General features: G+C 70.3%; 16 protein-coding genes. 11 read left to right on the forward strand and 5 right to left on the reverse strand.

Going from position 1 to position 11,738, the window contains the following annotated elements:
- Window positions 1–57 precede the first annotated feature (57 nt).
- The gene (locus ABZX11_RS32020) at window positions 58–396 is read left to right on the forward strand and encodes a helix-turn-helix domain-containing protein (RefSeq protein WP_354919970.1); all 339 of its coding nucleotides are present in this window, start codon (window positions 58–60) and stop codon (window positions 394–396) included.
- A 74-nt stretch (window positions 397–470) separates the two neighbouring features.
- Here the strand turns inward: ABZX11_RS32020 and ABZX11_RS32025 are convergent, their stop codons facing one another.
- Window positions 471–1,034, reverse strand: coding sequence for an XRE family transcriptional regulator (locus ABZX11_RS32025; RefSeq protein ID WP_176169633.1), 564 nt, complete (start codon window positions 1,032–1,034; stop codon window positions 471–473).
- A 42-nt stretch (window positions 1,035–1,076) separates the two neighbouring features.
- On the opposite strand from ABZX11_RS32025, the gene ABZX11_RS32030 reads away from it, so the two are divergent.
- The 5 genes from ABZX11_RS32030 to ABZX11_RS32050 all read left to right on the forward strand — a co-directional run bounded on the left by ABZX11_RS32030 (window position 1,077) and on the right by ABZX11_RS32050 (window position 4,378).
- Entirely contained in the window at window positions 1,077–1,592 is a 516-nt protein-coding gene (locus ABZX11_RS32030) for an N-acetyltransferase family protein (protein ID WP_354919974.1), read from the forward strand.
- Window positions 1,593–1,624: 32 nt separating this feature from the next.
- Window positions 1,625–2,071 (forward strand): SRPBCC domain-containing protein, encoded by a 447-nt coding sequence (locus ABZX11_RS32035; RefSeq protein ID WP_354919977.1) that lies wholly within the window; start codon window positions 1,625–1,627, stop codon window positions 2,069–2,071.
- Window positions 2,068–2,406 (forward strand): metalloregulator ArsR/SmtB family transcription factor, encoded by a 339-nt coding sequence (locus ABZX11_RS32040; protein WP_176169630.1) that lies wholly within the window; start codon window positions 2,068–2,070, stop codon window positions 2,404–2,406. The genes ABZX11_RS32035 and ABZX11_RS32040 overlap by 4 nt, the downstream gene beginning before the upstream one ends.
- Window positions 2,407–2,409: 3 nt before the next feature.
- Window positions 2,410–2,850 (forward strand): SRPBCC domain-containing protein, encoded by a 441-nt coding sequence (locus ABZX11_RS32045; RefSeq protein WP_354919980.1) that lies wholly within the window; start codon window positions 2,410–2,412, stop codon window positions 2,848–2,850.
- 547 nt (window positions 2,851–3,397) lie between these two features.
- A complete protein-coding gene (locus tag ABZX11_RS32050) occupies window positions 3,398–4,378 on the forward strand; it encodes a tyrosine-type recombinase/integrase (protein ID WP_176169628.1) in 981 nt (326 codons plus the stop codon).
- An 8-nt stretch (window positions 4,379–4,386) separates the two neighbouring features.
- Here the strand turns inward: ABZX11_RS32050 and ABZX11_RS32055 are convergent, their stop codons facing one another.
- The gene (locus ABZX11_RS32055; protein ID WP_176169627.1) at window positions 4,387–4,758 is read right to left on the reverse strand and encodes a hypothetical protein; all 372 of its coding nucleotides are present in this window, start codon (window positions 4,756–4,758) and stop codon (window positions 4,387–4,389) included.
- 66 nt (window positions 4,759–4,824) lie between these two features.
- Between ABZX11_RS32055 and ABZX11_RS32060 the strand changes: the two genes are divergently transcribed.
- Window positions 4,825–5,616, forward strand: a complete 792-nt coding sequence (locus ABZX11_RS32060) for a glycerophosphodiester phosphodiesterase (RefSeq protein WP_354919985.1) — start codon at window positions 4,825–4,827, stop codon at window positions 5,614–5,616.
- 6 nt (window positions 5,617–5,622) lie between these two features.
- Here the strand turns inward: ABZX11_RS32060 and ABZX11_RS32065 are convergent, their stop codons facing one another.
- Window positions 5,623–6,291 (reverse strand): transglycosylase family protein, encoded by a 669-nt coding sequence (locus ABZX11_RS32065; RefSeq protein WP_354919988.1) that lies wholly within the window; start codon window positions 6,289–6,291, stop codon window positions 5,623–5,625.
- A gap of 244 nt (window positions 6,292–6,535) precedes the next feature.
- Between ABZX11_RS32065 and ABZX11_RS32070 the strand changes: the two genes are divergently transcribed.
- From ABZX11_RS32070 to ABZX11_RS32080, 3 genes are all read left to right on the forward strand, one after another.
- Window positions 6,536–7,936, forward strand: a complete 1,401-nt coding sequence (locus tag ABZX11_RS32070) for an MFS transporter (RefSeq protein ID WP_354919991.1) — start codon at window positions 6,536–6,538, stop codon at window positions 7,934–7,936.
- Window positions 7,937–7,958: 22 nt separating this feature from the next.
- Window positions 7,959–8,717 (forward strand): thymidine kinase, encoded by a 759-nt coding sequence (locus tag ABZX11_RS32075; protein WP_354919994.1) that lies wholly within the window; start codon window positions 7,959–7,961, stop codon window positions 8,715–8,717.
- Window positions 8,718–8,944: 227 nt separating this feature from the next.
- Entirely contained in the window at window positions 8,945–9,292 is a 348-nt protein-coding gene (locus ABZX11_RS32080) for an RNA polymerase-binding protein RbpA (protein WP_003081521.1), read from the forward strand.
- A 294-nt stretch (window positions 9,293–9,586) separates the two neighbouring features.
- Here ABZX11_RS32080 and ABZX11_RS32085 read toward each other — a convergent pair whose 3' ends face one another.
- Entirely contained in the window at window positions 9,587–10,195 is a 609-nt protein-coding gene (locus tag ABZX11_RS32085; protein ID WP_354919997.1) for an NUDIX domain-containing protein, read from the reverse strand.
- A 48-nt stretch (window positions 10,196–10,243) separates the two neighbouring features.
- Here ABZX11_RS32085 and ABZX11_RS32090 point away from each other — a divergent pair, with 48 nt between their 5' ends.
- A complete protein-coding gene (locus ABZX11_RS32090) occupies window positions 10,244–10,993 on the forward strand; it encodes a DeoR/GlpR family DNA-binding transcription regulator (protein ID WP_176169621.1) in 750 nt (249 codons plus the stop codon).
- On the opposite strand, the gene ABZX11_RS32095 is transcribed toward ABZX11_RS32090, so the two are convergent.
- On the reverse strand, window positions 10,926–11,729 hold the full coding sequence (locus ABZX11_RS32095) for a PIG-L family deacetylase (protein ID WP_354920047.1): 804 nt from the start codon (window positions 11,727–11,729) through the stop codon (window positions 10,926–10,928). The two genes, ABZX11_RS32090 and ABZX11_RS32095, sit on opposite strands and share 68 nt — an antisense overlap.
- Window positions 11,730–11,738 lie beyond the last annotated feature (9 nt).

An 11,738-nucleotide genomic window follows, 5' to 3' on the forward strand; every position in this document is an offset into this window, starting at 1 on the left:
ACGCTGGGAACCCCGTTCCTACCGTTCGGTAGGAGACGCATGTGCCAAACTGGGCCGGTGATCGACGGGTCCTGCCAGACGTTCGTCTCCGACTGCCAGGTACGCTCGGCGACCGAGCTCATCACCCACGCGTGGGACCCGGTCGTCCTCTCGGCCCTGCGCGCGGGGCCGATTCGACGCAGCGAGCTGCTCACCCGCATCGCCGGCGTCAGCGACAAGGTCCTCACCCAGGCACTCCGCCGCCTGCGAACGCGCGGGCTGGTGGCCAAAACCACCGGCCCGGCGGGGGGAGCGGTCTACCAGCTCACCCCGCTCGGCGACTCGTTCGCCAACGGGCCCCTGGCGCAGCTCGCCCGGTGGGCCGCCGACCACCAGGCGGAGCTCGCCGGCCCGTAACGCCAGCCGCTTCGCGCCCCGGATCTCCGCCGCAGAGCCTGCGGCACACCGGCCCGTCGTCCTCCTGGGCGACCTCAGGTAGCCCGCTTCACCAGCACCACCAGGTACCGGCACGGCTCCGGCCCCGGGTTCGCGAACACGCAGTCCGCCGCCGGCCCCAGCTGGAGGCAGTCGCCGGCGGCCAGCTCGTGGACCTCGGGGCCCTCGTGGAACCTCAGCCGCCCGGCCAGCACCCAGATCTGCTGGTGCAGGAACGCATACGTCCCCGACGCCAACGGCACCTCCACACCCGGCGGCAGCTCCACCTCGACCAGCTCCAGCGGACGACCGGCCGCGGGGGAGACCGACCGCCGCCGGTAACCCGTGTCCGGGTCGACCCACACCGGCTGCTCCGCCGCCCGCGCCAGCCGCCGCTCGTCGCCCTCGGCCCGGGCGATCAGCTCCGACAACGTCAGGCCCAGCGCCGCCGACAGCTTCGCCAGCAACGCCGCCGTCGGCTGCACGTCACCCCGCTCGATCTTGCCGATCATCGCCCGCGACACCCCCGACCGGTCGGCGAGCGCCGCGGTCGAGAGGCCGTGCGACGTCCGGGCGGCGTGCACGGCGGCGGCCAGGCGGGCAGACAGGGGATCGGTCATAACGTGGATACTATACGACTCAACCCGGCTACCATATGAGCCATGATTCGAGCCGCCACCCCCGCCGACGCGCCCGCCTGCGCCGCCCTCTACGCGCCCTACGTCACCGACACCGCCATCTCCTTCGAAACCGACCCGCCCGACGCCGCCGAAATGGCCCGCCGCATCACCGGCGCCCACGCCTGGCTCGTCTTCGAAGACCACGGCCACGTCGCCGGCTACGCCTACGCCACCCGCTTCGCCGAACGCGCCGCCTACCGCTGGTCCTGCGAGACGAGCATCTACCTCGAACACGGCCGTCGTCGCACCGGCGCCGGCCGCGCCCTCTACGAAACCCTCTTCGAGCGGCTGCGCGACCGCGGGTTCTACCGCGCCTTCGCCGGCATGACCCTGCCCAACGAGGCCAGCGCCGGGCTCCACCTTGCCCTTGGCTTCACACCCGCCGGCGTCTACCGGCGGGTCGGCTGGAAACACGGCGCCTGGCACGACGTCGCCTGGGTGCAGAAAGACCTTCGCGCAACCGACGGTTGCACATCAGCCCCCGGCGAGCTAACGTGACACGCAACCAAACGTTGCACAAGGAGCCCGCCATGGACCACGGCACCATCCACCGCGAAATCCACATCGACGCCCGCCCCGACATCGTCTTCGACGTCGTCAGCAGCCCCCAGCACCTCCGCGAATGGTGGCCCGACGAAGCCGAATACCCCGTCGAACCCGGGGGAGACGGCCGCATCGGCTTCGGCGGCTCCTGGGTCCGCTTCACCGTCGTCGACGCCATCCCACCCAAGCACTTCTCCTTCCGCTGGACCCACGCCGAAGGGGAGACCGCCGCCCCCGGCAACTCCTTCCTCGTCGTCTTCGACCTCGAACCCACCGCCACCGGCACCCGCCTCAAGATGACCGAAACCGGCTTCCGCGAACGCGGCTGGGACGAAGCCAAGATCGCCGCCGAATACACCGACCACGTCACCGGCTGGGACCACTTCCTGCCCCGCCTGCCCGCCTGCGCCGCCAAGCTCGGAGCCACCCGGTGACCACCGCCGTGGACGACGACCTCTGGTCGGCCGTCGGCGACCCCACCCGCCGCCGCATGCTCGACCTGCTGCTCAGCCAGGGGAGCGGCACCGCGACCAGCCTCAGCGAACACCTGCCCGTCACCCGCCAGGCCGTCGCCAAGCACCTCGCCGTCCTCGACCGCGCCGGCCTCGTCCACGCCCACAACGCCGGCCGCGAAAAGCAGTTCCACGTCGACGAAACCCAGCTCGCCCGCGCCGTCGCCCAGCTCACCGACGTCGGCAACGCCTGGGACGCCCGGCTCCGCCGCATCAAGACCATCGCCGAAACCATCGAGAAGAAGAGAAAGCCGTAGAAAATGGACATCCTGCACCGCATCGGCATCCACCACGCCACCCCGGAGAAGGTCTACGACGCGCTCACCACCATCGACAGCCTCGCCGGCTGGTGGACCGAGAAAACCGAAGGCAGCACCGAACCCGGCGGCGTCATCGCGTTCCGCTTCATCCCGGGCGGCTTCGACATGAAGGTCCTCGAACTCGACCCGGGCCGGCTCGTCCGCTGGGAAGTCGTCGACGGGCCGCCGGAGTGGCTCGGCACGACGATCCGCTGGGAACTCGAACAGCGCGACGACTACACGATCGTCCTGTTCACCCACGAAGGCTGGCGCGAGGCGGGCGAGTTCATGCACCACTGCAGCACGAAGTGGGCGATCTACCTGATGAGCCTCAAGCAACTCGTGGAGACCGGGGAGGGCGCCCCGGCACCGCGGGACGTGATGATCAGCGACTGGCACTGACGTTACTTGACATAATGTACATTATCGGCACTTGGTGACCAGCTGGGCGGACAGCCAGGAGAGGCCCGGATCCGGGATCAGACCCTCTCTGCGCACACGAGAGACGTGCGCTTCGCCAGGACGGCTCCTCTCACGGTTTGGGGACCACCTGCCCGGCAGCATCGCCCGATCCGGCCCCACGGAGGGCCCGAGAGCATCCCCTGAAGGCCGTGGCGCCGATGCCCTGCCACCCGACCTCAAAACGTCACGGTGACGAAATTGACTGGGATTTGGCCGAGCTGAAGGTGCCGCTCAACGCGGCTTGGTGACGCCGGTGCGCATCACGACGACTCTCGCGGCTCGGATCCTCCAGGGTGAAACTCGCGTCGAACATGCGTGCGATACCCCGCGCGGCGGACGTGAAGCCGCCCGAAGGCCCGGGAATGGGCCGCCGGAGAGAACCGTGTCCCCCAAGGGGAAGATCCAGGGTCATCCCGGCATTTCATGCATAATTGCCATTATGCATGAAATGCCGGGTCCGGGACCGGCCGCGGAAACTGTCGGTGGTGTGCGGTACAAGATCCACATGAAGGTTTCCGAGGCCCAGCAAGCCTTCTTCGCCGCCCGCCGTCCGCGCAAGGACTCCCCGCACACCACCGACGCCTACCGCCGGGATCTCGCCGGCATCACCACTCTCCTGGTTTCGGAGCTGGGCCGCCCGGCCGAGGAGCTGGAGGTCGCCGACCTCACCGGGCCGGCGCTGCGGGCGGCGTTCGGGGTGTTCGCGGACGGGCACGCGAAGAGCTCGGTGCTGCGGGCGTGGTCGACGTGGAACCAGTTCCTGACGTTCTGCGTGGCCGACGGGCTGCTGTCGGGCAATCCGATGGGTGCGGTGGCGCGGCCGCGGACGCCGGCGTTGACGCCGAAGCCGTTGCGGGGTGAGGAGACGCCGGAGCAGCTGCTGTCGGCGGCGGCCGCGGGGTCGCGGCGTGCGCGGGATCCGTGGCCGGAGCGGGACGTGCTGGTGATCGCGCTGGGTCTGGTGGCGGGGTTGCGGGCGGCGGAGATGCGGGCGCTGACGTCGCGGTCGCTGGTGGGGCGGGCCGGTGAGCTGCGGTTGCACGTGAAGGGGAAGGGCAGCCGGGACCGGTCGATCCCGGTGCAGCCGGTGCTGGCGGAGCTGATCGAGCGGTACCGGGAGTCGTGCCGGGTGCGGTTCCCGAACGTGCGGTTCTCCCCTGGTTCGCCGTTGCTGCTGGACCGGGCGGGTGAGCCGATCGGGCGGGGTGCGCTGGAGTACCTGGTGAAGTCGTGTTACCGGGGTGCGGGGTTGCACGACCGGGTGCCGGTGGGGGCGAATCTGCACGCGTTGCGGCACACGTTCGCGACGCGGCTGGCGGAGGACGGGGCGACGGCGTCGGAGATCATGGCGTTGCTGGGGCACGCGAGCTTGGCGACGAGCCAGAACTACATCGAGGCGACGGGGCGGGAGCAGCGTGCGGCGGCGGCGAGCAACCGGACTTACCGGGCGTTGGACGGCTTGGGCTGATCCCGTGGTCAGCGGAGTTGTTCGAGGTCTTTGGCGGCTCGGGCGATTTCGTCGGCGAGGCTGCGGAGTTCGCGGGGGTCGGCGCCGTCGTCGGCCGCGGTGACGATGTCTTCGGCCGCGCACCTGAGCTGGAAGAGGCGGTCCTGGAGGGCGGCGATCTCGGTGTCGGAGAGCACGACGGCGTCTTCGGGCAGTCCGCTTCGCTGCAGTGCCGTGCGGCGCTCGTAGGCGCGTTGGCGGCAGGACTGGCCGCAGTACCGGCGGCGTCGGCCGACGTTGCCGGCTTCGGGCAGGCGGCGGCCGCACCAGCCGCAGTGCTTCGGGGCGCCGCGGCGGGCGGGGACGGGTTCGAGCTGGGTCAGTTCGGCGGCTTCCCTCACCCGGGAGACCCTAGCTGGCCACCGTTTGCTCATGCCGGGGTCATGGCGGAAGTGCACACTTGGGGGATGCAGGCGTCGTTCCCGTACTTGGCCGATCCGCTCCCCCGTGCCTTCGCTCACCGGGGGTGGCACCTCGATGAGCTGGCGGGGCTGGAGAATTCGCTGCCGGCGTTCCGGCGGGCGTGTGCGGAGGGGTACCGGTACCTGGAGACGGATGTGCACGCGACGGCGGACGGGGTGGTGGTGGTCCACCACGATCCGGATCTGGACCGGACGACGGACGGTTCGGGGCCGATCGCGGCGCAGACGTGGGCGCAGCTGAAGAACGTCAAGGTGGGTGGGAAGGCGCCGCTGTCGCGGTTGGAGGACGTGCTCGAGGAGCTGCCGGGTGCGCGGTTCAACGTGGACGTGAAGGCGGATCGGGCGGTGGAGCCGTTCGTGCGGGTGCTGGAGCGGACGGGGGCGTTCGACCGGGTGGCGGGGGCGGCGTTTTCGGATGCGCGGCTGGTGCGGTTGCGGAAGCTGGCGGGGCCGCGGCTGGTGACGGCGATGGGGCCGCGGTCGGCGTTCGCGTTGTGGGCGCGGGGGAAGCTGCCGTTGTTGCCGCTGGGGCGGCTGGTGCTGGGGGCGATGGCTCAGGTGCCGGTGCGGCAGGGTGCGTTGCGGGTGGTGGACAAGGCGTTCCTGGCGATGGCGGGGCGGTCCGGGATCGAGGTGCACACGTGGACGATCGACGATCCGGCGGAGATGCGGATGCTGCTGGACCTGGGGGTGCACGGGATCGTGACGGACCGTCCGGACCTGTTGCGTGAGGTTTTGGTCGAGCGGGGCAAGTGGCAGCAGTCGCAGGAGCCGTGACCGGTCTCAGCGGGGTGGTTTGCCGGTCCAGGCGGCGTCCCAGGTCTTGGGGCCGAGGAGGCCGCTGTCCTTGATGCCGTTGGCGCGCTGGAGGTCGAGGACGGCGGTGCGGGTTTTGTCGAGGTAGCAGCCGGTGCCGGTGAAGCCGTAGCCGAAGGCGTTCATGCGGAGCTGGAAGTTCTTGAGGGCGTCGGCGCAGTCGCCGTAGGAGTAGACGACGCCGGGCCAGGCGGGGCGGGGGCCGCCGGGACCGGGTGGTGGGGTGGGCAGTCCTCCCTCGCCGATGTAGGCGGATTCGGTGTAGCTGGGGACGCGTTTGCTGCGGGCGTCGGCGTCGGCGGTGAGTTTGAGCATGCCGGCGCACTGCCAGGGTTGCCAGCCGCGCATGCGGTAGAGGTAGAGGGCGCGGTAGTCCTGTTCGGCGGGGGCGGCCTGGTCGGGGCGGCCCTGTCCGCCGACGCTGCGCCAGGTGGGCAGGTCGAACTGGTAGGCGCCGTAGTAGCCGTTGCCGGTGTTGGTGGCGTAGCGGTCGCTGGATTCGCACATGCGGAGCTTGGCCCAGGCGCTCGACGCGGGGTCCGCGGAGGCGGCGGCGGGGGTGATCAGCGGCAGACCCGTGGCGGCGAGGGCGAGGAGCAGGAGTCTCGCCACGGTGCGTCGGCGGTTCTGGATCATGGGTGCACAGTAGGAGCGTGTCTCACTGACCACAACAGACACGATCGGCTCCCCAGTCTCACATGGAACACTGTTCACTTTTGCCGGCGACACGCCGTGGGGGCGTAGCGGGGCGTGGTGGCGGGGTCGCGGGTGATCACGAAGCGACAAACCGGACACGGTTTCGGTGGCGTGGTCTCGGGGGTGGTCGTGTGCCCGTAGTCTCCGCGCTGACCTGGAAGTTCTTGAGCTGAAGGAGCCGTGGATGACGCTGGCCGGGACGCGCTCGACGCAGCGCGAGCGCTGGGGCTGGTATTTCTACGACTGGGCGAATTCGCCGTTCTATTCGTCGACGACGACGGTGTTCGGGGCGCTGTCGATGAGCTCGATCGCGGCGGCGGACGCGAAGTCGAACATCACCCTCAACGGGGACCGCCCGTGTGTCGACGCGGCGGGCAAGACCGACACGCTGCACAACTGCGACGTGACGTTGTTCGGGCTGCACTTCCCGGCGGGTTCGGTGTGGGGGTACCTGCTGTCGGTGGCGACGGTGGTGCAGGTGCTGGTGCTGCCGATCGCGGGTGCGGTGGCCGACCGCAGCCACAACAAGCGGCGGATCCTGAGCGGGTTCGCGTTCCTGGGTGCGGCGGCCGCGGCGGGGATGTTCTTCCTGACCGGGTCGGACTGGCAGCTGGGTGCGGCGTTGTTCATCGTGGCGAACATCGGGTACGGGGGTTCGCTGGTCGTCTACTACTCGTTCCTGGCCGACATCGGCGGGCCGGACGAGCGGGACGGCATTTCGGCGAAGGGCTGGGCGTTCGGGTACCTGGGTGGCGGGCTGGCGCTGGCGCTGCAGCTGGGGTTCTACCTGAAGCACGACCTGTTCGGGGTGAGCCAGGGGCTGGCGGTGCAGATCTGCTTCCTGACGTCGGGGTTGTGGTGGGCGGCGTTCACCTTCCCGGCGGTGCGGCGGCTCCCCCGCCGGCACGTGCCGGTGGACGTGGCGCCGGGGCGTTCGGTGTTGCGGGCGGGGTTCACGGAGCTGCGGCGGACGCTGGTGGCGGCGAAGGCGTTTCCGCTGACGCTGGCGTTCCTGGGCAGCTACCTGGTCTTCACCGACGGGATCAACACGGTGGTGACGGTGTCGGCGCAGTACGGCAAGGACGAGCTGGGGTTCGGCAACGAGGTGCTGATCGTCACGATTCTGGTGATCCAGTTCGTGGCTTATCTGGGTGGGACGCTGCACGGGCTGGTGGCGCGGCGGATCGGGGCGAAGCGGACGATCCTGGGCAGCCTGGTGGTGTGGATCGTGGTGCTGGCCGGTGCGTACTTCGTGCAGCCGAAGCAGCTGGGGCAGTTCCTGGCGGTGGCGGTGGGGATCGGGCTGGTGCTGGGTGGGACGAACGCGCTGTCGCGGTCGTTGTTCAGCCAGATGATCCCGGCGGGCAAGGACGCGCAGTACTACTCGCTCTACGTCGTGGGTGAGCGCGGGACGTCGTGGCTGGGGCCGCTGGTGTTCGCCGGGGTGGGGCAGGCGACGGGGTCGTTCCGGCTGGCCATCGTGGCGTTGGTGGTGTTCTTCGCGGCCGGGTTGGTGCTGGTGTGGCTGGTGCCGGTGCGGCGGGCGATCGAGGCGGCGGGCAACCGTCCGCCGGAGGTGCTGTGAGGCACCGATAGGGTCGGGCGTCGTGACCTTGATCGACGACGCCGGCCCTGATCCCACGGACGCTCTCTCCTCGGTTCCCGCGGCCGGTTCGCGCCGTGGGACGCCGCCGGTGGGCAAGCTGAAGTTCTGTTACGGGCCGATGGACTGCGGGAAGTCGACCCTGGCGTTGCAGATCGACCACAACCACGCGCGGCAGGGCCGGCGGGGGCTGGTGCTGGTGCGCCACGACCGGTCGGGTGCGCCGCAGATCTCCAGCCGGATCGGGTTGACCCGGCAGGCGGTGGAGGTCGGTGAGGACACCGACGTGCGTGAGCTGGTGCGGCAGGAGTGGGCGCGGGGGCAGCACGTGGACTACGTGGTGGTGGACGAGGCGCAGTTCCTCTCCCCCGGTCAGGTCGACCAGCTGGCGGAGCTGGCCGACGAGGTGGAGATCGACGTCTACTGCTTCGGGATCGCGACGGACTTCCGGAGCCGGTTGTTCCCGGGGGCCGCTCGTCTGTTCGAACTGGCGGACGAGTTGCAGCCGGTTCAGGTGGAGGTGTTGTGCTGGTGCGGGCTGCCCGGGCGGTTCAACGCGCGGGTGGTGGACGGCGAGGTGGTGCGGGAGGGCGATACCGTCGTGGTGGCAGATACCGAACAATCCGTAGTTGAAACTTCAGCTTCAGCACGTTTTGAGGCCGAATTCGCTACGTTGCGTTATCAGGTATTGTGTCGCCGCCACTTTCGATCGGGTGACTTGGGGCCGGTTACCGCTCATCACGGTCAGTTACGGTTGACCTGACCGAGACGCTAGTAGCCCATCCGGGGGATATCAGCACTAAGAAGGCCGTATTGACGTCACGCCGGAGCGCGAAATGCCTCCTACTAGAGGAAGCTGATGCCGGCGGGTGATGCAGCTCATCGTGAGCAACGACATGGTGGCCCGGGAATCCTCCGGGGCCGTGGGTCGTTGCATAGGGTGAGCAACACCCTGGCTCCACCCCGGAGCTGACTGAAAGGACCCCCATCATGGCCGACCGTGTTCTTCGTGGAAGCCGGCTGGGAGCGGTCAGCTACGAGACCGACCGCAACCACGACCTCGCCCCACGCCGCACCGTGCGCTACGCCTGCCCGAAGAACCACGAGTTCGAGGTGCCGTTCTCCGACGACGCCGAGATCCCGACGGTCTGGGAGTGCCGCCTGCACGGCAGCGAATCGGAGATCGTCGATGGCGGGCAGCCCGAGCAGAAGAAGGTCAAGCCGCCGCGCACCCACTGGGACATGCTGCTCGAGCGGCGCACGATCCCTGAGCTCGAGGATCTGCTGAACGAACGTCTCGCCGAGCTGAAGGGCCGCCGCACCTCCCGGTCGGCGTGACCCTGCGGAACTCGGCCCAGTAGCCAAGCTCTCACCACAACGGAAAGGCCCCCGCGACCTCCCCCCGCGGGGGCCTTTCGCATGCCCGCACCTGCACCCGGACGGCCGGAGGGTGTACCCGCAGGGTCGGACCGCGTACCCCGGCGGTCGGTTCGCGTACCCAGAGGGTCGGATGGCGTACCTGGACGGTCGGGGTCCGTCACCCCTGTGAGCCGACTCCTCCGGTACGCGAACCGACCGTCCAGGTACGCAAGGCGACCCTCTGGGTACGCCGTCCGGCCGTCCGGGTACACCTCAGGCTGGGCGGAAGGGGCCGTTCAGGGCGGCCCACTGCAGGAGCAGGATCGTCTTGGCGTCCGCGATCTCGCCGGTTCCGATCATCTCCAGTGCCTTGGTGAACGGGAGCTCGAGGACCTCGATGTCCTCCCCCTCCTCCGCCAGTCCGCCGCCGGTGCCGCGGGCTGCGGGGTCGTAGGGCGCGGCGTAGCAGTGCAGGCGCTCGGTGACCGAGCCCGGGCTCGTGTAGACGTCGAAGACGTGCTCCAGGGCGCCGATGCGGACGCCGGTTTCCTCCTCGGCTTCGCGGAGGATCGCCGTCTCCGGGTCGTCGGTGTCCAGGAGACCGGCTGCCGTCTCGATGAACATGCCGTCCGGGTGGTCGTTGACGTAGACCGGGTAGCGGAACTGGCGGGTCAGCAGGACCGTGCCGCCCGCGAGGTCGTAGAGCAGCACCGTGGCGCCGTTGCCGCGGTCGTAGGTTTCGCGCTGCTCGGTCGTCCAGCGGCCGTCGGCGTGCCGGTAGTCGAACGTCGTGCGGCGGAGCACGTACCAGGCCGACGACAGCAGCTCCACGTCGGTGACCCGGACGCGCGGGTTGCGGGACAGGCTTGTCGAAGAGGTCATGCCGCGACCATAATGTGCACGACTCGGAAACAACAAGGAGGATCGTGCATGCTGGTCGGGGAACGCCGTGAACTGCTGCTGGCCCGGCTCGCCGCCGACGGCAAGGTGCTGGCCAAGGACGTCGCGGCCGAACTCGGCGTCTCCGAGGACAGCATCCGCCGCGACCTGCGCGACCTCGCCGCGGCCGGGCTCTGCCAGCGCGTCTACGGCGGTGCGCTGCCCGTCTCCCCCGCCGTCGCCGACTACGCCAGCCGCACGGCCATCGCCGTCGACGGCAAGGACCGGGTCGCCAAGGCCGCGGCCACGCTGGTCCGGCCCGGGTCGACAGTCATCCTCGACGGCGGCACCACCACCCTCGCCGTGGCGAAAGCCCTGCCGAAGAACCTCGAAGCCACCGTCGTCACGCACAGCCCGACCGTCGCCGTCGCGCTGCTCGACCACCACGGCATCGAGGTGTTCCTGCTCGGCGGGCGCCTGTTCCGGCACTCCGCGGTGACCTGCGGCGCGGCCGCCGCCGAGGCCGCCGGGTCGATCAGCGCCGACGTCTTCCTGCTCGGCGTCACCGGCGTCCACCCCGAAGCCGGCCTGACCACGGGTGACGCCGACGAAGCCGCCATGAAACGCACCCTGGCCCGGCGCGCGGCCGACACCTACGTGCTGGCCAGCGCCGAGAAGCTCGGGGCGGCGTCCCGGTTCACCGTGCTGCCCTTCGGCGACGTCGCCGGGATCGTCACCGACGCCGACGACCAGAACGTGCAGGAACTTGCAGACCTGGGTGTGCCGATCCTGCCGGCGTGACCTCGGTGAACCACTCCCGGCCGGCCACCAGCCCGAACAGCGGCGCCGGCAGCCACACGAGCACCCGCAGCACCGCCGAGAGCCGTCCGCTGCCGCGGACGTCCGACACGTGCGCGGCCAGCGCCGCCTGCTTGCGTGCGGCGAAGCGCCGCACGTCGAACCGGTGGGTGATGGCCGAGGCCGGGCTGTAGGCGTGGCCGAGCGCTTCGGCGTCGTAGTCGAACGGGATCCGCAGCGTCCGCAGCACCCGCACGAACCGCAGCGCGAAGTCGCGTGGCAGGGTGGCCTCCAGCAGCCGCGTTCCGGTCAGCCGGGCCGCCCGGCGGGCCACCTCGTGCACCTTCACGTGGTCGCGGTGCCCGTAACCGCCGTTGCCGTCGTAGCCCAGCAGCAGGTCGGCGCGCTCTTCGTGCAGCACGGCGGCGAGCCGGTGCGCGGCTTCCTCGGTGTCCGCGCGGGCGAAGCGCTGCCGTCCCGGCGGGTCGGCGAAGAGCTGGGGGCCGTGGCCGCTGTCGGCGTAGCCCAGGTGCACGACCCGGTGCACGCCGAGGATGGCCGCGGCCGCCTCCAGTTCGGCCCAGCGTGGCGTCGGGTGCTCGGCGGCGATGCCGTCGGTGGCCACGACGACGACCACGCGGTGCCCGTCGGCCGCGGCGCGGGCCAGCGTGCCGCCGCTGAGCAGGACGGGGTCGTCGGCGTGGGCGTGGAAGGCCACGATGGTCGTCACCGGCCCCATCATGGCCCA

This window comes from Amycolatopsis sp. NPDC004169, from assembly GCF_040610315.1.
Lineage (GTDB): Bacteria > Actinomycetota > Actinomycetes > Mycobacteriales > Pseudonocardiaceae > Amycolatopsis.